This is a genomic window from Micromonospora sp. NPDC048905 (assembly GCF_040649655.1).
GTDB lineage: Bacteria > Actinomycetota > Actinomycetes > Mycobacteriales > Micromonosporaceae > Micromonospora.
Genome location: NZ_JBEZFV010000002.1, coordinates 362,540 through 383,210 on the forward strand (window position 1 = coordinate 362,540; position 20,671 = coordinate 383,210).

General features: G+C 69.9%; 19 protein-coding genes and 1 pseudogene. 15 read left to right on the forward strand and 5 right to left on the reverse strand.

Features of this window, described 5'->3' with window-relative positions:
* Nucleotides 1-47 precede the first annotated feature (47 nt).
* The 6 genes from AB0C01_RS06480 (at nt 48) to AB0C01_RS06505 (ending at nt 6,233) form a co-directional block, all read left to right on the forward strand.
* Nucleotides 48-782, forward strand: coding sequence for an ABC transporter ATP-binding protein (locus AB0C01_RS06480; protein WP_357240331.1), 735 nt, complete (start codon nt 48-50; stop codon nt 780-782).
* Nucleotides 782-2,686 (forward strand): FtsX-like permease family protein, encoded by a 1,905-nt coding sequence (locus tag AB0C01_RS06485; RefSeq protein WP_357570442.1) that lies wholly within the window; start codon nt 782-784, stop codon nt 2,684-2,686. The genes AB0C01_RS06480 and AB0C01_RS06485 overlap by 1 nt, the downstream gene beginning before the upstream one ends.
* Nucleotides 2,687-3,105: 419 nt before the next feature.
* Nucleotides 3,106-3,984 (forward strand): hypothetical protein, encoded by an 879-nt coding sequence (locus AB0C01_RS06490; RefSeq protein ID WP_357570443.1) that lies wholly within the window; start codon nt 3,106-3,108, stop codon nt 3,982-3,984.
* The gene (locus AB0C01_RS06495) at nt 3,977-4,477 is read left to right on the forward strand and encodes a SigE family RNA polymerase sigma factor (protein ID WP_357240339.1); all 501 of its coding nucleotides are present in this window, start codon (nt 3,977-3,979) and stop codon (nt 4,475-4,477) included. The genes AB0C01_RS06490 and AB0C01_RS06495 overlap by 8 nt, the downstream gene beginning before the upstream one ends.
* A gap of 249 nt (nt 4,478-4,726) precedes the next feature.
* Entirely contained in the window at nt 4,727-5,311 is a 585-nt protein-coding gene (locus tag AB0C01_RS06500) for a hypothetical protein (protein ID WP_357240342.1), read from the forward strand.
* A complete protein-coding gene (locus AB0C01_RS06505) occupies nt 5,304-6,233 on the forward strand; it encodes a serine hydrolase (protein WP_357240345.1) in 930 nt (309 codons plus the stop codon). Before AB0C01_RS06500 ends, AB0C01_RS06505 begins: the two co-directional genes overlap by 8 nt.
* A gap of 145 nt (nt 6,234-6,378) precedes the next feature.
* Here the strand turns inward: AB0C01_RS06505 and AB0C01_RS06510 are convergent, their stop codons facing one another.
* Nucleotides 6,379-6,978, reverse strand: coding sequence for a TetR/AcrR family transcriptional regulator (locus AB0C01_RS06510; protein WP_357240349.1), 600 nt, complete (start codon nt 6,976-6,978; stop codon nt 6,379-6,381).
* 108 nt (nt 6,979-7,086) lie between these two features.
* On the opposite strand from AB0C01_RS06510, the gene AB0C01_RS06515 reads away from it, so the two are divergent.
* The gene (locus tag AB0C01_RS06515; RefSeq protein WP_357240352.1) at nt 7,087-7,854 is read left to right on the forward strand and encodes an SDR family oxidoreductase; all 768 of its coding nucleotides are present in this window, start codon (nt 7,087-7,089) and stop codon (nt 7,852-7,854) included.
* Nucleotides 7,855-8,069: 215 nt separating this feature from the next.
* Here the strand turns inward: AB0C01_RS06515 and AB0C01_RS06520 are convergent, their stop codons facing one another.
* Nucleotides 8,070-8,648 carry a TetR/AcrR family transcriptional regulator gene (locus AB0C01_RS06520; RefSeq protein ID WP_357240676.1) on the reverse strand — a complete coding sequence of 193 codons (579 nt, stop codon included), beginning with the start codon at nt 8,646-8,648 and terminating at the stop codon, nt 8,070-8,072.
* A 152-nt stretch (nt 8,649-8,800) separates the two neighbouring features.
* Between AB0C01_RS06520 and AB0C01_RS06525 the strand changes: the two genes are divergently transcribed.
* The 8 genes from AB0C01_RS06525 (at nt 8,801) to AB0C01_RS06560 (ending at nt 16,657) form a co-directional block, all read left to right on the forward strand.
* Nucleotides 8,801-9,820: an aldo/keto reductase gene (locus AB0C01_RS06525; RefSeq protein ID WP_357240354.1), complete on the forward strand. Its 1,020-nt coding sequence runs from the start codon at nt 8,801-8,803 to the stop codon at nt 9,818-9,820.
* Between the two features lie 110 nt (nt 9,821-9,930).
* Complete coding sequence (locus AB0C01_RS06530; protein ID WP_357570444.1) at nt 9,931-10,836, forward strand: LLM class flavin-dependent oxidoreductase; 906 nt, start codon at nt 9,931-9,933, stop codon at nt 10,834-10,836.
* Between the two features lie 148 nt (nt 10,837-10,984).
* Nucleotides 10,985-11,881, forward strand: coding sequence for an ABC transporter ATP-binding protein (locus tag AB0C01_RS06535; RefSeq protein ID WP_357240360.1), 897 nt, complete (start codon nt 10,985-10,987; stop codon nt 11,879-11,881).
* Entirely contained in the window at nt 11,878-12,627 is a 750-nt protein-coding gene (locus AB0C01_RS06540; protein WP_357240362.1) for an ABC transporter permease, read from the forward strand. The genes AB0C01_RS06535 and AB0C01_RS06540 overlap by 4 nt, the downstream gene beginning before the upstream one ends.
* Before the next feature lie 14 nt (nt 12,628-12,641).
* On the forward strand, nt 12,642-13,796 hold the full coding sequence (locus AB0C01_RS06545; protein WP_357570445.1) for a histidine kinase: 1,155 nt from the start codon (nt 12,642-12,644) through the stop codon (nt 13,794-13,796).
* Nucleotides 13,793-14,446 carry a response regulator transcription factor gene (locus tag AB0C01_RS06550; RefSeq protein WP_357240368.1) on the forward strand — a complete coding sequence of 218 codons (654 nt, stop codon included), beginning with the start codon at nt 13,793-13,795 and terminating at the stop codon, nt 14,444-14,446. Before AB0C01_RS06545 ends, AB0C01_RS06550 begins: the two co-directional genes overlap by 4 nt.
* Before the next feature lie 719 nt (nt 14,447-15,165).
* Complete coding sequence (locus AB0C01_RS06555) at nt 15,166-15,915, forward strand: MerR family transcriptional regulator (RefSeq protein WP_357570446.1); 750 nt, start codon at nt 15,166-15,168, stop codon at nt 15,913-15,915.
* A gap of 37 nt (nt 15,916-15,952) precedes the next feature.
* Entirely contained in the window at nt 15,953-16,657 is a 705-nt protein-coding gene (locus AB0C01_RS06560; RefSeq protein ID WP_357570447.1) for a GPP34 family phosphoprotein, read from the forward strand.
* Between the two features lie 102 nt (nt 16,658-16,759).
* Here the strand turns inward: AB0C01_RS06560 and AB0C01_RS06565 are convergent, their stop codons facing one another.
* From AB0C01_RS06565 to AB0C01_RS06575, 3 genes and pseudogenes are all read right to left on the reverse strand, one after another.
* Nucleotides 16,760-17,596 carry a type II CAAX endopeptidase family protein gene (locus tag AB0C01_RS06565; RefSeq protein ID WP_357570448.1) on the reverse strand — a complete coding sequence of 279 codons (837 nt, stop codon included), beginning with the start codon at nt 17,594-17,596 and terminating at the stop codon, nt 16,760-16,762.
* 89 nt (nt 17,597-17,685) lie between these two features.
* On the reverse strand, nt 17,686-19,818 hold the full coding sequence (locus AB0C01_RS06570) for an alpha/beta fold hydrolase (protein ID WP_357570449.1): 2,133 nt from the start codon (nt 19,816-19,818) through the stop codon (nt 17,686-17,688).
* 348 nt (nt 19,819-20,166) lie between these two features.
* A pseudogene (locus AB0C01_RS06575) lies at nt 20,167-20,620 on the reverse strand (LLM class flavin-dependent oxidoreductase); the annotation flags it as partial.
* Nucleotides 20,621-20,671: the final 51 nt, after the last annotated feature.

Below are 20,671 nucleotides of genomic sequence, written 5' to 3' on the forward strand. Positions count from 1 at the left end.
GCGTCGAAGCCCGTGTGGTGGGCCGCGCCGGCAGGTGTACTCAGGGCATGAACCAGGCATCCCCGGCGGCCGTCACGCTCGACGGCCTCACCCGCACCTACCGCTCGCGCGCCGGCACGGTGCATGCGCTGCGCGGCGTCACCCATGTGTTCCAACGCGGCACGTTCACCGCGATCATGGGACCGTCCGGCTCCGGAAAATCCACCCTGCTGCAGCTCGCCGCGGGCCTCGACCGGCCGACCGGCGGGCGGGTGCTCGTCGGCGACACTCAGCTCGACAAGCTGGACGAGACCGCGCTGACCCGCTTCCGGCGCACGTCGATGGCGTTCGTCTTTCAGTCCTACAACCTTCTCGACGCGCTCACCGCGTTCGAAAACGTCGCGCTTCCCGCCCGCCTGGCCGGACGCCGTGTCGACCCGGCCGCCGTGCAGACCGCCCTGGCTCACGTCGGCCTTGCCGAACACGCCAGGCGCCGGCCATCGGAGCTGTCCGGCGGCCAGCAACAGCGGGTCGCGATCGCCCGGGCGCTGCACGGTCGGCCCGACGTCCTGTTCGCCGATGAACCCACCGGCGCCCTGGACCGCGGCACCGGACGCGACGTGCTGGAACTCCTGCGCTCGCTGGCCGACGGCGGCCAGAGCGTCGTCATGGTGACCCACGATCCACTGGCTGCCTCGTACGCGGACGCGGTGTTGTTCCTCGCCGACGGGCAGATCGTCGGTCACCTCACGCACGCCGACGCCGCTCAGATCGCCGCGACGATGACCGACTTGGAGCGATGATGCTGACTTTGAGCCGGCAGACGGTGCGCAGCTCATGGCGCGGCTACCTGGGCGCCTTCGTCGCGCTGCTGTTCGGCGTCGTCCTGATCGCCGTCACCGTGACGCTCCTCGGGAGCGTCGACGCCACCGGCGGCCGGCCCGGCGTCACCACCGACCAGCGCGCCCAACTCGACGACCTGGCCGCGGTGTTCGGGATGATGTCGGCGATCTCGGCGTTCATGGCGCTGTTCGTGGTCAGCAGCACGTTCGGCTTCGTCGTGGCCGGCCGCCGGCGCGAGCTCGGCCTGCTGCGCCTGGTCGGCGCGACGCCAGGGCAGGTGCGCCGGCTTCTGCTGGGCGAGTCCCTCGTCGTCGCGGCCGCGGCCACCACGGTTGGCGGTCTGCTCGGCACGGCGCTGGCCCCCGCCGTTCTCTGGCTGGTGGAGGCCATCGGGATCACCACGCTCGACCTTCGGGCGCCGCGCCCGTGGATCGCCTGGGCGGTCGCCGTGCCCACCGGTGCCGTGATCGCGCTCCTCGGGGTCTGGCGATCCTCGCGCCGCGCCGCCCGGATCGCCCCGAGCGCCGCCCTGCGGGAGGCCACGATCGAACGAACCCGGCCGAGCATTCTCCAGCTCGCCGTCGCGACGCTGTGCTTCGGCGGCCTGGTGGTGGTGGTCGTCGTCGTCGCCGAGATGCCGCCGCTGTTCGCCCTGATCGCCTCCATCCTGCTGCCCGAGGTGGTCGTGATTGGCCTGATGAGCATCGGCCACGCCGTCATCCCGCGGCTCGCCGCCCTGCTCGCCCGCCCGTTCGTCGCCCGGGACGTCACGGCCCGGATGGCCCGCGACGAGGTGCGTGCCGCCGCCCGCACCACCGCCGCGGTCGCCGCCCCGGTCGTGGCCATCTCCGCCATCGCCGGGTCGCTGCTGCTGTCCCTCAGCTTCCTCGCCGACTGGACGACCGCGCAGGACCGGGCCCGGCTGCGCGCACCGCTCGTCGTCGAGGCGGACAGTCCGGCCGCGGCGGCGGCGGTCGCGTCCGACAAGGCCGTCGCGATCGCCGACGTACGCCGGCAGGGCATGCTCCAGCGTGACGAGGAGGGCCGTCCCGGCGTGCGCGATCAGGTCGAGATCCTCGACCCCGTCACCGCCTCCGCCGCCCGGGGCCTGACCGCCACCCGCGGCACCCTCGACGACTTCCAGGGACGCGTGGTGGCGGTCACCGCCTCGGGGGTCATTGACGCCGGCGTCGGCCTGGGCGGCACTCTCCCGGTCTGGATCGCCGGCGAGCGGGTCCCGTTGCGGGTCGTCGCCGTCATCCCCGACGCACCCGACCTGTACGGCGATCTCGTCATCCCGGCCGGCCTGCTCCCGCCCGCAAGCGAACGTGCCACCGGGACGGTCTTCGTCCTACCGCGCGCCGACGCCGCCGCGGCGCGCGTCTCCCTCCAGCGCACCCTCGCCGGCACCGACAGCCGGATGCTCGACTCCGGCGACTGGATCGACGCCACCACGGCCCAGACCCGCCAGGCCAACAACCTCGGCCTCACCATCCTGCTCGGACCGGCCGGCCTCTACGCCGCCATCGCGATCGTCAACGCCACCCTCATCGGCGGATCCCAGCGGCGCCGGCAACGCGACCTGGTTCGGTTCCTCGGCGCGACCCCCGACCAGGTCCGGCGAGCAGCCATCTGGCAGGCCGCCCTCGTCGGCGGCACCGGCCTGCTGCTGGGCGGTGCCACCACCCTGCTGCTCGGCTGGCTCGTACGCCGCGCCATCACCGCCGACCTGGTCGGCGTCGCCGTGCCCATCACCATCCCATGGCTCCCGCTGCTCGGCATCGGCGTCACCTGCCTGCTGCTCACCGTGGCCGCAGCAGCGGCCGGTATCCGTACGCGCAAGGCTCCGCATCTAGTGCTGTGACCACTGACGTTCACCGGGTTGTCGGTGGTGTTGTGGTTCCTCGCCCAGACGTTGTCGGAGCGAGCGACTTCCCACCGTCGTCGGCGGTGAGGTTGGTCCACGCTCGGAGTTCCTGGTGGGTGCTGGGCTTGCCAACGTCCGGCGCGCTGTTCCCGGCAAGCCGCACATCCCTTCAGATACGACGCCTAGCACTGGCGGAACGAAACGCGCCTGCCGCCCTTTGCCCTTCCGCGGTAGCGCCCCTGGCAGGGAAAACCTAACTCTGTGTCGCTGGGCGCGCGCGCACTGAAGGCACCCCCGCCAGTCGACCGGGGTGGCTGAGAATTCGCGCCGAAACGCGGTAACCAAATCGGCGAGTCAACCCGTCAGGTCAGTGACGGATCGCCACTGCTGGCGGTCGGCCGAGGAGGAATAAGGACATGGGCGACGTGCGTGGGCGTTTCCGGGACGACCTGGCCCAACATCCCGCCCCGCCACTGGGTGACCTGGTCCAGCAGTCGGTGGTGCAGGGCCGACGAATTCGTCGCCAGCGTCGCCTGGCGCAGTTCGGCGCCGGCGGATCGGCGTTGGCGATGCTGCTCGTGATCGGCCTGGCCGCCGGGCCGCTCGGCGTCGGAGCGGATGACGCCGGTCAGCCCGGGGGTCCGAACGTGGGTCTGCCGAGCGGATCGGTCGACACCGCCACGCCGTCCCCGGCTGGGTCCTCCGGTGGTGCTCCGGGCGGGTTCGAGCAGGGCGCCGGACGAGACCCCTTTCGATCAGTGTCGCCGACCCCGTCGACCACGGTGATCGACACGGTGAGGATCGGGGAGGGGCCGGACGGCGAACTGCTCACCACCACACCGCAGGGTGCCCTGGAACTGCTGACCCGGCTGCTGCCCGAGGGGAGGACCAGCGGCTATGCGAGTCTGGAGAGCAGCGGGGCGGGGCCCGGGATGCCGTACGTCCAGCTCTACCTGGACCGAGGCGACGGACCGGGCATGCTGCGGCTCGCCATCTACCGGGACCGCCTCGGCGGCGACCCCGCCCCGGGGACTGTGGAGCTGACCGAAGTACCCGACAACTGCGTGCAGAACCAGATGGTCAGCGTGCACCACCGCGCTGGCCTCCAGGTTGATCTCACGATCTCCACCTGTCTGGTCTGGGACGCCAAGGGAACCGTGCCGGCACCGCCCGCCCTCTCCGTGAAGGAGGCGATCGAGATCGCCGCCAACCCGATCTGGGGAACGACACTACCGGCCGAGTACGTCATCAACGGGACCAAGAGGTTCCCGAAGCTGGCCCGGTCGAATGGCTGACGAAGACTTCGTGGAGTTCGCGCAGGCGGCCGCCGGCCGGCTGCGCGACGCCGCGTTCCTGATGTGCCGCGACTGGCATCTCGCCCAGGACCTCACCCAGACGACGCTGGCCAAGGTGTACGCCAACTGGAGGCGGGTCCGCCGGGCCGACGACCCCCACGCGTACGCCCGCAAGATCCTGCTGCGCTGCATGATCGACCAGCAACGGCGTCGCTCCAGCCGCGAGTTGGCGATGTCGGCGCCGCCGGAGCGGGGCGAGGAACACCCTGCCGAGCTGCGCATGACGTTGCTGGACGCGGTCGCCACCCTGCCACTACGGGACCGGGCGATCATCGTCCTGCGCTACTGGGACGACCTGAGCGTGGAGGCAACCGCCGAGGTTGTGGGCGTCTCCACCGCCGTCGTGAAGAGCCAGAGCATGCGCTCCCTCAACCGCCTGCGCGAGTTGCTCGGCGAGACCCGTTCCGAGCTGTTCGCCGAGGAACGCCATTGACCGGTCCCGTCTGCGGCCGGGGTGTGGCGGATCCCGATGGTGTCGAACCGTCGGCCGGCAACCGCCGCGTCGGTGCTGCGGCGGCGACGAAGGTGCCGCCACGCGTCGTCGGCTGAAGCGCCAGCTGCGGTGGCAAGTATCTGTGTGTGGGAGAGGTTTTCGGTGTCCGTATCGAGCAGCAGGACGAGCCGAGGCCGGATTCGCGGCAGGGGCCGAGGTGCGGTCGCGGTCCTGTCGGCGTTGCTGGTGATGGCCGCAGGGTGCCATCGGGGGGAGTCCGGTGTCGGCCCCGACGAGCTGCACACCGCAAACGCGGAACGGGGCGATCCGAGCCGGCTGCTGGTGGCGGGCGATCTGGGAGCGGACTGGCATGAGGACGACGCGCGAACCGGTCTGCCGCAGTGGCCGTGGGAGCAGGGCAGCTGCCCCAACTACAAGAGCAGCGACTACCCGGCCAAGTCACATCGGCGCGCTGCCGTGCAGCGCTACTACCGGCTGTCTGACGGCTCGTCGCCGGCCCACCACGTCGTGGAGACGTACGAACCTGGATGGGCCGAGCGGAACGTCGAGGACGTCCGTCGGGTCCTCCTGCGGTGCGCGAGCTACCCGGTCCTCGGATCACAGGTCTCGTTCGACGTCGTCGACCCGCACTACCTGAAGGGCACCGGCATGCTCGTTCGAGGTCGCATCGCGCACGCGGACACCCCGAACACCGTCACGTACTTCGTGATGCTCAAGCGAGGCGAGACGGTCTCGACGGTCCGCCTGCCCGATCCGGGCAGCCAGGTCGTGGTGGACGAGATCGCGGCGAGGGCGGTGGCCCGCCTTGACTGAACGCGCAGGGCGGCAGCTGCCGCGCCGCTGGGTCATCTCCGCAGCCACCATGTCACTGGCCGGCGTCGCGACAGCCGCCTTCGGCGCCACGCGCGCCCGCGACGGCGCCGGGGCCGGGGCCGGGGCATCGCACGGTCCATCCCCGGCCAGTCCGATCCCCACCACGCCGGCCATCGACCGGATCGACCAGGCGAGAACGCGCATCAAGGCCTACGTGCAGCGGTACGACGGCCACCTGGCGGTCGCGGCACTGGACCGACAAGGAACGGCCGCGGTGACGGTCGGCGCCAGACGGTTCGAGACCGCCAGCATCGTCAAGGTCAACATCCTCGCGGCCCTTCTGCTGCGCCAGAACCCGCCGGGCAAGGCCCTGGGCTCTGACACCCGGCGGTTGGCCGAGGTCATGATCGTGTCCAGTGACAACGACGCGGCGGTCGCCCTGTGGCAGCGCATCGAGGGCTCGCGTGGCCTCACCGCCGCGAACCGCGTGCTCGGTCTGCGCGAGACCAAGCCCAACACGCACTGGGGACTCACCACGACCACGGCTGCCGACCAGCTCCGTCTGCTGACCGCGCTGACGTCGCCGACGGGACCGCTGACCCCGCAGGACCGTACCTTCGTCATGGGCCTCATGAAGAAGGTGATCCCCGAGCAGCGATGGGGAGTCACCGCCGCGCGGGAGCCGGGCAGTCGTTCCGAGTACGTCAAGAACGGCTGGGACACCGCCGACGTCGACGGGGGCCGCTGGCTGGTCAACAGCATCGGGCGGATCGTCGAGGCTCGTCACGACTGGCTGATCGCCGTGCTCTCCGACCATCACGTGAGCCAGAAGGAGGGCATCCGCGTCGTCGAGAAGGCAGCCACGTACGTGCTCAAGGAGTTGCGCGCCGCCACCGCCGACGACGGTCCTTCACAGGGGTAGGCCGCACATCCGAACTGCCCCACGTCGGCTACCACCTGGACGAGGTCAGTCGGCGTACACGATCAGTGCTTTCCACCGTGCCCACCCGCGGCCGCGCGCCCCCATGCCGTCCTCGGCCTTGCGGGCCGTGCGGTACGCGCCCTGGTCAGCGCGCCGGCCAGGCGGCCATGGCCAGTTCCGCAGTATCGGTGAGCTCCGCCGCCGTGGCGCCATCCCGGGCGCGCTGGGACATGCCGTGCATGACGGCCGTGAAATACGCGGCAAGCTTGCGGGGGTCGGCTGTCGCCGGTATTTCGCCCTCGTGCCGGGCGGTTGTCAGGCGCTTCTCGAAGGTGCCGACGCTGGCGTTGCGCAGGTCGCGCATGTAGGTGGCGACATCGGTGTCGGCCGCGGCCGCGCTGCAGAGCAGATTTCCGGCCGGCGTCTCGGCGTCGGTGTACATCGCCGCCGCGTCGAGCAGGATGCGGCGGAAAGCATCGAAGGCCGTCGGCTCCCTGGCCATGGCGGCCCAGATGAACTCGCCGGCCGGGGAGCGACCGTACGCCTCGATGACCTCGTTGAACAGAGACCTCTTGTCCCCGAACGCCGCATAGAGGCTGCCGGGCCGGATGCCCATCTCCCGGGTCAGGTCGTTGATCGAGGTCCCCTCGTACCCGTTCTCCCAGAACAGGCGGGTGGCGGCCGCCAGTGCCGCCGCCCGGTTGAAGGTCGGCGGCCGGCCTCGCCGTACCTCTGGTGTGCCCATGACCCCATTCTAGAGCGATCGTTCAAAAGTGGGTCGGCGACTTGTTGGTAGATCACTCAAGAACGAGCTACGGTTCCTCTTGAGCGATCATTCAACAAAGGAGCGGTCATGTCAGGAGCACTGGAGAACAAAGTGGCCGTCGTCACCGGCGGCAGTCACGGGATCGGCCGGGCGACCGTCGAGCGGTTCGCCCGTGACGGGGCGACGGTCGCCGTCGGCTACGGCCACGACGAGGTGGCGGCCCGCGACACGGTGGAGCGCATCCGCAAGGACGGCGGACGTGCCTTCGCCGTGCACACCGAGCTGGGCACACCCGGCGACGCGGCTCGCTTCTGGGAAACCTTCGACAAGGCGGGCCGGGAAGTCGTGCCCGACGGGAAGATCGACATCCTCGTCCACAACGCCGGCAGGGGAAGCTTCGCCCGGCTGGCCGACCTCCCCGAGGACGAGTTCGACCAGGTGATGGCCGTGAACGTGAAGGCGCCGTTCTTCATCACGAAGCTCGCGCTGCCGCGACTGCGCGACGGCGGCCGGATCATCAACGTCTCCAGCACCGCGGCCAGAGTCGGAAGCCCGGATCTGCTGGCCTACGGCGTCAGCAAGGCGGCGCTGAACTGGTTCAGCTACGACATGGCGCTGGATTTGGGCCCGCGCGGAATCACCGTCAACTCGGTGTCACCCGGCATCGTCATGACCCGGAACAGCCAATACCTGGTCGACAATCCGGAACTCGCGGCGCAGCAGACGGCACGCGTAGCCCTCGGCCGGCTCGGCGAGACGGACGACGTGGCCAGCATCATCGCCTTCCTCGCCTCCGACGAGGGGCGCTGGGTGACCGGTCAGGTCATCGACGCTTCGGGCGGCACCGCGCTCTGAGAACGGGCCGACCAGGTCGCGTTTCGTCGGTGGCGTCGATGTTGCGGAGAGGTCTCCGGTGCGTGGTTCAGCGACCAAGCTGGAACTTCACACCGGAGACCTCTACCACTGCCCGCACCGCCGGTTTCCGGGCGCCGTGACCTGGTCGCGGCTGCCACCATCGCCACCCGTAGCCCGGGCGGCGGACACCCGGTGAACGTTCCTGAACACCGCACCTAGCGGACGCGAAGCCCGGCGACGAGGAGGTCGACCAGGCGGCGTGCGTCGTAGCGGGGGTCGTTGCCCGCGCCGATGCAGAGATTGCCGACTCCGCGCAGCAGCCCGTAGGCGTCCAGGTCGGGGTGGATTTCGTCGGCGGCGACGGTGGCGTCGAGGAGTTGGCCGCAGACCGGGACGAGCCGGTCGAGGAAGTAGGCGTGCAGGGTCTGGAAGGTGGCGTCGTCGGACTGTAGCGCTGCGGCGAGGCCGTGTTTGGTGACCAGGAAGTCGACGAACAGGTCGATCCACCGCGCCAGGGCGGCGTACGGGGTGTCGCTGTCGGCCAGGAGGGCCGGTCCCGCGTCGGCGCACGCCTCGATCTGGTGCCGGTAGACGGCCACGATGAGGTCGGCCCGGCTGGGGAAGTGGCGGTAGATCGTGCCCACGCCGACGCCCGCCCGGACGGCGATGTCCCGCACGGGGACGTCGACGCCGGAGGTGACGAACGCCGCGGCGGCGGCGTCGAGCAGGGCCCTCTCGTTGCGCCGGGCGTCGGCTCGCTTGCGCGGGGCCGGTTGCGCCGAGCCGTTGTCGATGTCGGCCACGTCGCGTTACCTCCGTCACGTCACTTGGCAACCGGAACACAGTTCCGTATGTTGGTTATCGGAACAGCGTTCCGCTTGCTCACCATACTGACCGGACGGGCTGCCACCAAACCGTGGACCGCCGGACGTGAAGGAGACCAGTCATGCAGTACCGCACCTTGGGCCGCACCGGCGTGCAGGTCAGCACCCTCGTACTCGGCGCGATGAACTTCGGCAGGATCGGTAACACCACCCAGCAGGACGCCACCGCCATCGTCGACGCAGCGCTCGAGGCGGGGATCAATCTCATCGACACCGCCGACGTCTACAGCGGCGGCCAGTCCGAGGAGATGGTCGGCAAGGCCATCGCCGGTCGCCGCGACGACGTCGTCCTGGCCACCAAGGCGACCCTGCCGATGGGCGACGAGCGCAACCAGCGGGGCGGCTCACGCCGCTGGCTGGTCACCGCGCTGGAGAACAGCCTGCGCCGCCTCGGCGTCGACCACGTCGACCTCTACCAGATGCACCGGTGGGATCCGACGACCAGCGACGACGAGACGCTGTCGGCGCTGACGGACCTGCAGCGCGCGGGCAAGATCCGCTACTTCGGCTCCTCGACCTTCCCCGCCTACCGCATCGTGCAGGCGCAGTGGGCCGCCCGCGAGGGACGTCTGAGCCGTTACGTGACCGAGCAGCCGAACTACTCGATCCTGCAGCGTGGCATCGAGGCACACGTGCTGCCCACGACCCAGGAGTACGGCATGGGCGTACTCGCCTGGAGCCCGCTGGCATCGGGGTGGCTGTCCGGCGCGATCCGCGCCGGCCAGGACATCAGCACGAACCGCTCGGGCTTCATGCAGCAGCGCTACGACATCAGCATCCCCGCCAACCGCGCCAAGCTCGACGCCGTCGAGCAACTCGCCACAGTCGCCGACGAGGCCGGCCTCAGCCTCATCCAACTCGCCCTCGGCTTCGTCACCGCGCACCCGGGCGTGACCAGCGCGATCATCGGCCCCCGCACGACGGACCACCTCCGCTCGCAGCTCGCCGCCGCCGACACGGTCCTCCCGGCCGACGTGCTGGACGCCATCGACGCGATCGTGGCCCCCGGCGTCGACCTCGCCGCCCACGAAAAGAACGACACCCCACCCGCTCTGCTCGAGCCGACACTGCGCCGCCGCTGACCACCCGGCACACCAGTGACCAGGCGGCAGGCGGACGTGCGCCCGAGCGTCCGACTGCCGCCTGACCCGCCAGATCTTCCAGGCTCGGCACCGAAAGGACGCACGGACCCATGCCAAGCAAGCCCTCGCCCAGCTTCGGGCTCATGACCGCCCCGATGCACGTCGGCTACCACGACATCCTGCGGGTATGGCAGGAAGCGGACGCCATCGCCGAGATCGAGCACGCGTGGCTGTTCGACCACCTCATGCCCATCGGCGGCGACCCGGGCGGACCGGCGTACGAAGGCTGGACACTGCTCTCCGCCCTCGCCGCGCAGACCGAGCGGCTGCGACTGGGCGTGATGGTGACCAGCAACCGCTTCCGGCCTCCCGCGATGCTCGCCAAGATCGCCACGGTCGTCGACATCGTCTCCGGCGGGCGCCTCGACTTCGGCATCGGCGTCGGGTCACGGCCTGGTCACCCCCTGGCCCGGCGGGAGTACGCCGCGCACGGCCTGCCCTTCGCCGACACCGCCGACGCCGTGGGCAGCCTCGCCGAGGCGCTCACGGTCATCCGGCGGCTCTGGACCGACAACGAGCCGTTCGACTTCCACGGAACGTACGTCGACCTCACCGGAGCCTTCGCCAGCCCCAAGCCCGTGCAGCGCCCGCACCCGCCGATCGTTGTCGGTGGCCGCTCCGCCGCCACATTGCGGGTGGTCGCCGAGCACGCGGACATCTGGAACATCGCCAGCGGAGACATCGACGACGCCGTCAGCCGCAGCGCCCTGCTGGACCGCTACTGCGCCGAAATCGGCCGCGACCCAGCGTCGATCACCCGCTCGATCAACCTGCCCGTCTCCTACGACCAGCCCGGGCTCACCCGGGACGCCATCGGCAGGGCGATCGGTGCCGGCTTCGGGCACATCGTGCTCACACTGCCGGCGCCCTACCCCGCTGGCGTCGCGCGTTGGGTCGCCGACGAGCTCATCACCCCGTCCACCGCACAGCTGCCCCGGCGGGTCGAGCTGAACTGATCTCCGACCCGGGCGGGCGGGGCGGCGTTCGCGTCGGTGAAACACCCTTACGTAGCGATGGCCAGTAGAACCTGGGTACCAACGGCGGGCCGGAAATGCCGACCGCGGTACCACGATGGGGGCTGTGCCCGGACCTAGCGTGGTGAGCATGATTCAGGTACGCGAAGTAACCAAGCGATACGGTGCGAAGACGGTCGTCGACCGCCTGTCGTTCACCGCGAAGCCCGGACAGGTCACCGGATTCCTCGGCCCCAACGGCGCCGGCAAGTCGACGACCATGCGGATGATCGTCGGCCTCGACGCGCCGACCTCCGGCGACGTGCTGGTCAACGGCAAGCCGTACGCGTCGTCGCAGGCACCACTGCGCGAGATCGGCGTTCTGCTCGAGGCCAAGGCCGCACACCCCGGCCGGACGGCGGTCAGCCACCTACTGGCCCTGGCCCGTACGCACGGCATCCCGCGTTCGCGCGTGGACGAGGTGCTCGACCTTGCCGGCCTCTCGGCCGTCGCCCACAAGCGGGTCGGTGCGTTCTCCCTCGGCATGGGCCAGCGACTCGGCATCGCCGCCGCCCTGCTCGGTGACCCGGCCGTGGTGATGCTCGACGAGCCGGTCAACGGCCTCGACCCCGAGGGTGTCCTCTGGGTGCGCAACCTGCTCACCGGCCTGGCCGCCGAGGGCCGCACCGTGATGCTGTCCTCACACCTGATGAGCGAGGTCTCGCTGATCGCGGACCACCTGGTCATCATCGGCCGGGGCAGACTGCTCGCCGACACCACCGTGGCCGACTTCGTGACCGCCGAGGGCGTCCGGGTCGTCACTCCCGCCCCCGACGCGCTGCGCACGACGATTGCCGGCCCGGGCATAACCGTCACCTCGACCGGCGCCGAGGAACTGCTCGTCGCCGGCACCTCCGCCCGCAAGATCGGGCTGGCCGCGGCCGCCCGCGGCATCCCACTGTTCGAACTCACCCCGCAGAACGCCTCCCTCGAAGAGGCGTTCATGGACCTGACCCGCGACGCTGTCGAATACGAGGCCTCCCGATGAAGATCACCCCTGGTGGCGTCGCCGCCGCCGAATGGACCAAGTTCTCCTCCCTGCGCTCCACCTGGATCACGACCGGCATCTCCGCCCTCCTCCTCATCGCCTTCGGCATGATCGCCTCGGCGTCCTTCTCGGGCGACAACCTGACCCCGATCGACCTGGCCCTGTCGGGCAGCGCCCTGGCAGCCCTGTCCGTCGGTGTGCTCGGCGCGTTGCTGGGGGCGAGCGAATACACCACCGGCATGATCCGGGCGACTTTGGCCGCGGTGCCGCGCCGGTTGCCGGTGCTGTGGTCAAAGAGCCTCGTGGCCGGGGCAGCCGCCTTCGTGACGATGACCATCGCCGCCTTCGCCGCATTCGCCCTGGGGTCGGCCGTGCTCAACGACAAGGTCGACAGTCTGGGCCTCGGTGCCGAGGGCGTCGCGCGGGCCCTGTTCGGCGCCGGCCTCTATCTGGGGTTGGTCGCGGTGCTCGGCGTCGCGCTCGGCATGCTCGTCCGGTCCAGCGCCGGCGCCATCGCGATCCTGTCCGGCGCGCTGCTGGTCGTGCCCGGTCTGGCCCCGCTGCTGCCGGACTCGATCGCCGATGCCGTCACCCCCTACCTGCCCAGCAACGCGGGCAGCGCCGTGATGGCACTGGCTCCCACGGACGGCACGCTGGGTCCGTGGGCCGGTCTCGCGGTCTTCGCCGGGTACGTGGTCGTGACGCTCGCCGCTACCGCCTATCGGCTCAAGAAGACCGACGCGTAAGGGAGACTCGGGCGATGAGCACGCAGGGATGGCTCGTGGACCGGCAGGCACGGCTGCGGGCGTTCGACCGACGCCACCCGTGGGTCATGGACACCCTGGTAGCCGTTCCGATCGTGCTTTTCAGCATCCCGAACATCATCGAGGAACCCCTGTCGGCGACCATCGCGACCCTGGTGCTGCTGCCACCGCTCTACTGGCGGCGGCGGTACCCGTTCCCGGCGTTCCTGGCCGCCGCGACCATCGAGCTGATCGAGGGACTGCTGGACGTCGGCGTCGGCGCCGGAGTGATCCTGCTCGTGATGCTCTTCGGGGTGGCCTCCCGAGGTGCATGGCGGTCGCTGGCCTGGGCCTCCGGGATCGCCCTCGCGCTGCTGGTCGCCGAGATCTACCTGATCAACCCGGTGACGGAGAACCGCGTCACCACCCTGCTCCTGGCGATCGGCACAGAGGCGGCCGCGGTCGCGTCCGGCGTCGCGGTGCGCACCCGCCGGGCGTACCTCATCGCCCTGGAGGACCGGGCCGCCCGCCTCGAGATCGAGCGGGATCAGCAGGCCCGCCTGGCCGTCGCTGAGGAGCGGGCCCGGGTGGCCCGCGAGATGCACGACATCGTCGGCCACCACGTGTCGGTGATCGTCGGCCTCGCCGACGGCAGCGCCGCCCTCGCCAGATCGCGGCAGGAGCAGACCGCCGAACCGCTCCGGCTGATCGGCGAGACCGGCCGCCAGGCGCTCGCGGAGCTGCGCCGGGTGCTCGGCGTGCTGCGCGAGGGTGACCCTGGTCCGCAGCTGAGGCCGCAGCCCGGCATCGACGATCTCGACCGGCTGCTGCCAAGCGTGCGGGCAGCCGGGCTGCCAGTCACCTACTCCACCTCGGGTGAGCTGCACACCCTCGGCAAGGGGCTGCAGCTCGCGGTCTACCGCATCGTCCAGGAAGCGCTCACCAACACCCTCAAACACGGGGGGCGCAGCGCGTCTGCGACAGTCACTCTCGCTGCCTGCCGCGGCGAGGTACGGGTACGCGTTCTCGACAACGGCCGTGCCATCCCGGCCCCTCCAAGCCACGGCCTGCTCGGCATACGTGAACGCGCCGCCATGTACAGCGGGGTGGTGACCGCTGGCCCGGTGGAGAACGGCTGGCTCGTTGACGTAGTCCTCCAGGAGCCCTCATGACCACCGTCCTGATCGTCGACGACCAGCAGTTGCAACGAATGGGCTTCAAGATGCTGCTCGACGGCACCCCCGGCATCACCGTGGTGGGTGAGGCCGCCACCGGCGCCGAGGCCGTGCGAAAAGTCGATCAGACCCGGCCCGACGTGGTGCTGATGGATGTGCGCATGCCCGGCATGGACGGCATCGAGGCCACCCGCCGCATAACCGCGTCCGGTTCCCGCACCCGCGTGCTGATCCTGACCACATTCGATCTGGACGAATACGTATACGCCGGACTGCGAGCCGGAGCGAGCGGCTTTCTCCTCAAGGACGCGCGCCCCGAGGAACTGATCGCCGGTATCCGCGCCGTCGCGAGCGGAGACTCAGTGGTAGCCCCCAGCCTGACCCGCAAGCTGATGGACGCCTACCTGCAGGAACCGGCGCCGGCCACCTCCGAGAATCCCCGCCTGAGCACGCTGAGCGAGCGGGAGCGCGAGGTGCTCGAGGCGATCGGCCAGGGCGCCACCAACACCGAGATCGCCGAACGCTTCACGTTGACCGAGTCGACAGTGAAGAAGCACGTCGGACGGGTCCTGTTCAAGATCGGCGCCCGTGACCGGATCCAGGCGGTGATCTTCGCGTACGACAATGGCCTGGTCCAGCCTCGCTGAGAGGCGGAAGGGCAGGAATGTTCCTGGCAAAATTCATCCTTGTTACGCTGTCGCCAATAAATGTCGTAATTTAGCTAATTCGACCACCTGTTGGACCGGCGACTCTCCTGGAACTACTGCACGAGCCCCGCCTGAGGCGGCAGATTCTCGAGCTCACTCAAGGCTCGACACCGATCTTCGCAGCCGTCCAGGCGAACGTCCGCCAGACCGCCAAGCCCCTTTCCGGCCGGCGATGCCGGGATCGGTAGCCGCGCTTGGCCGCCGAGAAGGAATGGTCCCCGGCCGTGCGCTCTCGGCAGGCTTCTTCTCGGTGATGAGCGAGCCGTCGCGGGTGGACTGCCCACCCGGTCCCTCGAAGTGGTGGATCCGTCCGGTGGTGCCGACCAACTGGGCCTCCGGCACCGAGGTGCCCGGGAAGGCGCCGGCGGCTTGATCGCCGCGGGATGCCCGGAAACCCGACCTGCCGATGGCCGCCAGCACCCGGATACCGGGTCAGGCACGGGAAGCCCTTCGCATCGTTGCCTCCGATTCTGCGCACGTCGGCACGCACCAGCCCGGACGACGGAGCTGGACACGGCGGTGTTCGAAGCGCAGCCGCGACTTGCGGAAGTTTCAAGATCCGAGTTATCGGCGCATTGACTCTGTGGTGGGAACACGGTGTCGACTGCGAGCCAGCACTTGACCGCCGACCGCCGGGTCAGAACCAGGAAGGAATCGACGTGGCCTGGAGCACCCGTGAGCTCGCGGAACTCGCCGGCACCACGGTGAACACGATTCGGCACTACCACCGGCTCGGACTGCTCGACGAGCCCGAGCGCCGGCCGAACGGATACAAGCAGTACGGGGTGCAGCATCTCGTCGTCCTCCTGCGCATCCGGCGGCTCGTAGAGCTGGGCGTGCCCCTGTCCCGGATCGGCGCGATCACCTCGGGCGGCGCCCCCGCCCCGGAAGTGCTGCGTCAGGTCGACGCGGACCTGGCGGCCGAGGTCGAGCGTCTGCGCCGAGCCCGCTCGGACATCGCGATCATTCTGCGCGACGGGGCGCCAGCCGACGCGCCCGGCGGTTTCGAGTCGGTCGCGGCGCGGCTGACCGTGTCCGACACCTCGCTCATCCACGTCTTCACCCAACTCTATGACGAGGACGTGATGAAGGACCTGCGGCGCATGGCGGACGCCGACACGGATCCCATCAGCCACGACATCGACACCCTGCCACCCGACGCCGACGAGGCGACCCGCCAGAACCTCGCCGAGAAGCTCGCCGGGCTCCTGGCGCAGCATCTGGTCGACTATCCCTGGCTGCGCGACCCCGCCCGGCATCTGTCGAAGAGCCAGCACGTCACGCGCCAGATGTTCATCGACGCCGTCGTCGGTCTCTACAACCCCGCCCAGGTCGATGTGCTGGGCCGGGCCAGCATCCTCGCTCAGGAGCAACTGCGCCGCGACCAGGGGCTGGACCCTCCGGCCTGACCTCGTGCGTAGCATCCCGAATCGAAAGGAAGGCACCATGGCTCAGCTCGGGCCCGCCACCTTGGGCGAAGACCTCCTGTTGCTTCTGTTCCAGCCGAACGCGGGGATGCGGGGCACCGGTGTCATCGCCGGCGAGAACACGCTCGTCTACGTTCTCGGGGGTGCGGTGCTCGCCGATCTCGGCCTCGGCGGACATGTGCGAACCATCCCCGGTTGGGGAGGATCGACCCGGGTGGAGGCCGTCGCGGACCGTCCCCCCGCGGACGACGTTCTGCGATCGGCGTGGGACTACGTTGCCGTGAAGCCTCGCGGTGTGCAGGCCACACTCGCCGCGATCGGGCCAACCCTGCGGAGCCCGTTGCTCGATCGGCTCATCATCCGCGGCGACATCCGCGAGTCCATCCCCAAGGCGCTCGGCTTGTTCGACATGAAGGTCCTCGAGGACGGCGGATCCGGCCGGCGGGCCGGTCTGCTCTCCGACGTGCGGGCGGTGCTGGTCGACGGTGTGGAGCCACAACCCCGGGTCGTCGCGCTCGCGGCGTTGCTGTCGGGAAGCCGTACGCTTCCGCAGTTCGATCCCGAGATCCCCTGGACCGCTTCGGTCATCACCCGCGCCCGAAAGCTCGAGCAGGACAACTGGGGAGCCGAGGCTGCCGCCGAAGCGGTCGCCCGCACCATCACCGCGACCATCGTCAGCAACGTGATCGTCGCTGCGGCTGTTCTTCCGCCGCAGAACCAGTAACGACTGAAGCCGCTCTCCGGCGCCGACCCCACCCGCTTCCGCCGCGAGCACCGTCAACAACGTGATACTCGCGGCGGCCGTCCCGGCCAAGCGATGAACGAGCTACACCCCTCGCTCCGGACCGATGCGACGCGACCGTTCGCGTAGCCAGACGAACGTGAGCACTGCCAGGTTGACGACGGCCAGGATGATCAGGGCAGGACCGCCGCCTGCGCTCTCCGTGCGGTCGACGACGATGGCGTCGCCTCCGGCCATGAGGGCGTTGATGGTTGTTGCGACCACGTTGTTCGCGACGTGAAATGCCATCGCGGCCTCGAGTCCGCGGCTGACCAAGCCCATCAGGGCGGTGCAGGCCGACAGGAACAGGTAGTAGCCGTTCAGCCAAGGGTCGCCGGCCGCGTGCGTGAGGGCGAACGCGAGGCTGGAGACCACGAGTCCGGTGATGAACGCCAGCCGTACGGCGCGGAACCACGATGCTGCCGCCGGGAGCATCGCGCCCCGGAACATGATCTCCTCGCCGGCCGACTGGATCGGTGTGGAGACGACTACGACGACCAGCAGCGCCGTGGTGGTGCCGGTGAACCCGAAACCCACCCAGTTCATGGCGTCGGGCGCAAAGGTCGCCCCGACGGCGAGGCCGGCCCCGACGAGCACGACGGAACCGCCGAAATAGAGCGCCAGGCGCCGTTTGTCGAAGTGCCGTGGCGAGCTGAAAATCGTGCGCCACGGCACCTTCCCGAACCGGGAAACGAGCACCACGGCGAGCAGCGCGGTCAGGCCGGTGCTGAGATTGGCCGCCAGCAGCTTGAGCGGGGTGAGCGTCGGCTCGGAAGGGTCGCTCCCCTCGATCGAACTGGCCAGCTGGTAAAGCACGATCTGAAGCAGGAGCAACGTCAGGGGTATCGCGGCGATGACGATCACCGACTTCCACCAGGCCATCCGGATGTGTGTACCGAAGGGACGGGTGGTGCTGTCGGGGGGAGCGATGGTTGGGGTCGAGTTCACGAAGCGTCGGTCCTCTGCATTGCTTATCTCTGGCGGACGTGACGGAAACTGGCACGCACCTCCGCGGCCAGCAGCTCGGGTTGCTCCCAGGCGGCGAAGTGCCCGCCCCTGGGCAGCTCGTTGTAGTGCACGAGGTTCGGGTAACGCTGCTCCACCCAGCGGCGGCTGGCGAGATAGATGTCGCGGGGAAAGAGGCTGACGCCGACCGGCACTTCGACCTTCGGGTCGCGGTAGGTGCGGAAGCTCTCCCAGTAGATGCGAGCCGAGGAGGCGGCGGTGCCGGTCAGCCAGTACAACGTGATGTTGTCCAGCATCTCGTCGCGACTGAGCAGGTTATCCGGATCGCCGTCGTAGTCGGTCCACTGCTCGTACTTCTCGTAGAGCCAGGCCGCCTGCCCCACCGGCGAGTCGGTGAGCGCGTACCCGATCGTCTGAGGGCTCTGGATCTGCTCGTGCTGGTAGCCCGACTCGTTGGCCTGGAAGTCGCGCCAGCGTTGCAGCGCGCGCTCCTCCTGCTCGTCGGTGACTTCCTCGGTGCCGTACGTGGGGAACATGTTGGAGTGGATGGCTCGCACGGTGGGCTCGCCGATGGCGCCCAGCGCGGTCGTGACCGCGTGCCCCCAGTCACCGCCCTGCGCGCCGAAGCTGTCGTAGCCCAGCCGCCGCATCAGCTCGACCCAAGCCTCCGCGACTCGATCGGGGCCCCACCCGGTCTCGGTCGGCTTGCCGGACAGTCCGAAGCCGGGCATCGTGGGCAGGACGACGTGGAACGCGTCCCGGGGGTCGCCGCCGTGGGCCCGCGGGTCGGCCAGCATCGGCGCCACCTTCAGGAACTCGATGACCGAACCGGGCCAGCCGTGGGTCATCACGAGCGGCATTGCCTCCGGTTCGGGCGACCGCAGGTGCAGGAAGTGGATGTCGAGTCCGTCAATGCGCGTCGTCGACGGACTGAGCGCGTTCAGCCGGGCCTCGCAGGCCCGCCAGTCGTAGCCGTCCCGCCAGTAGTCGCACAGCGCTCGAAGCCTGCGCAGCGGCACGCCCTGGCTCCAGTCCTCCACCGGTTCGGGATCGGGCCATCGCGTACGCAGAAGCCGCTCGCGCAGATCGTCGAGCGCGGCCTCGGGGAAGGCAAAGGGGGATGGCCGTACGGCTTCGCTCTCGGCCTCGGCCAGGTACGCCGCGAGATCGTCGTAGCCGTAGAGGACCGCAAGCTGCCGGGGTGTGTGACCGGTGTGCGAGGTGAGGTCGAGGCGGGCGCCCGCCTCGACCAGGGCCTGTGCTGCCTCCCGGTGCCCGTGCCACACCGCGTCGTGCAAGGCGGTGAAGCCGTTGTAGGCGCCCTGCGCGTCGATCTCGAGCGTCGCCGTACCGCTGGGGCCTCGCGTCGTCAGAGCCCGGACGACCTCGGCGTGCCCGGCGAAGGCGGCCTCATGGCCCGGCGTCGCGCCCATCAGCCCGTTGAGCCGGCGCGGATCCGCACCGGCCGCACGCAGCACGCGGACGATGCCGATGTGCCCGTCGCGAGCGGCGATCCCGAGCGGCGTGTAGTCGTCATCGTGATCGCCGACGGCCGGCATTCGTTCGTCGAGGTCCGCACCGGCCCCGATGAGCCGTTGCACTGCGGTGAGGTCGCCGGCCTTGACCGCCGCCGTCAGCTGAAGCGACCGGATCCGGTCGGCGTCGGCCGCGGTCCGCGCGTGCAGGAGAGCGGCGATTGCCTCCGAGCCGTCGCGCACCGCCAGGTCGAGCGCCGTCTCTTGCCAGTGGTTCCGCACCGAGGTATGGGCTCCGCGGGCCAGTAGCAGCCGGACCGCCGCCTCGTGCTTGTACTGCACCGCGTCCATCAGCGGCGTGTGACCGAGCCGGGGCGACTGCTGGTCGACGAAGGCGCCATGGTCGAGGAGCAGGCCGATGACGCCGTCGGCACCGGCCTGCGCCGCCTTGTGCAACGCCGTGGCGCCCATGCGCGGCTCGACCATCGACACGTCCGCGCCGGCCTCCAGCAACAGCTCCACCAGGCGTTGTCGACCGAGACCGGAGGCGACCATCAGGGGTGTGAGGTCACCGGCGCCGCGGCGGTGCGGGTCTGCGCCCGACTCGAGCAGTTCCGCCACCGCCGCCGCGTCGTCGGAACGGATCGCAGCTTCCAGTGTCATGCCGGCTCCTTCCATGAATGTCTTCCCGTATGCGACACCCTGTTCCAGGAACCGGGTCAAGCGGTCGGCCCGCCGCGCCCGTCCGGCGCTATCGCCTTGACTGTTTTCGTGGAACACGGTTTGCGCTGGGAGCAGTCTCCAGCCCGACCGAGGAAGATCACCTGAGCGTGGATTTTCTGTACCCGGACGGATTGCCAGAGGACGGTCTGCCCAGGTCGTCGTGAATCGGCGTGGCGGTTCACGGGTGGACCCCGGGGGGTGTTCAGTCGGTGCTCGTCGCCGTGGCCGCAGCCTTCTTCAGGGACTCGTGCGTCGGGGCGTCCGGCGTGCGCCGGTTTGCGGGCGGCGAATGGCCCGGTCGGGCTCGCCGTGGCCATAGTGGGCGAAACGCTCGCGGTAGAGCCCGACCATGCGCTGGGTATGCGAGGTGGGCCAGAGGGTGTTGTTGGCGACGGAACTTACCCGACCAGTCGACGGTGTCCTCCCGCCACAGCCGGCGTAACAGCGCGTAGTTCTCGATGGCCAGAGGGATGCCGGCCCGGATGTCCCTACCGAACCACGGGTAGACCGGACCGGTGTTGCCGCGGCCCATCATCAGGTCGACCCGCCCGTCCGACAGATGCTGCAGCATCGCGTAGTCCTCGGCGATCTTCACCGGGTCGTTTGTGGTGATCAGCGTCGTGGCCGTGCTCAACAGCAGCTTCTCGGTACGGGCGGCGATCCAGCCGAGCATGGTGGTCGGCGAGGACGGCACGAAGGGCACGTTGTGGTGCTCGCCGGTGGTGAACACGTCGAGGCCCACCGTGTGCTGGCCACACAGTCAACGTCATCGCGGAGCCCTGCCCGAGGACCC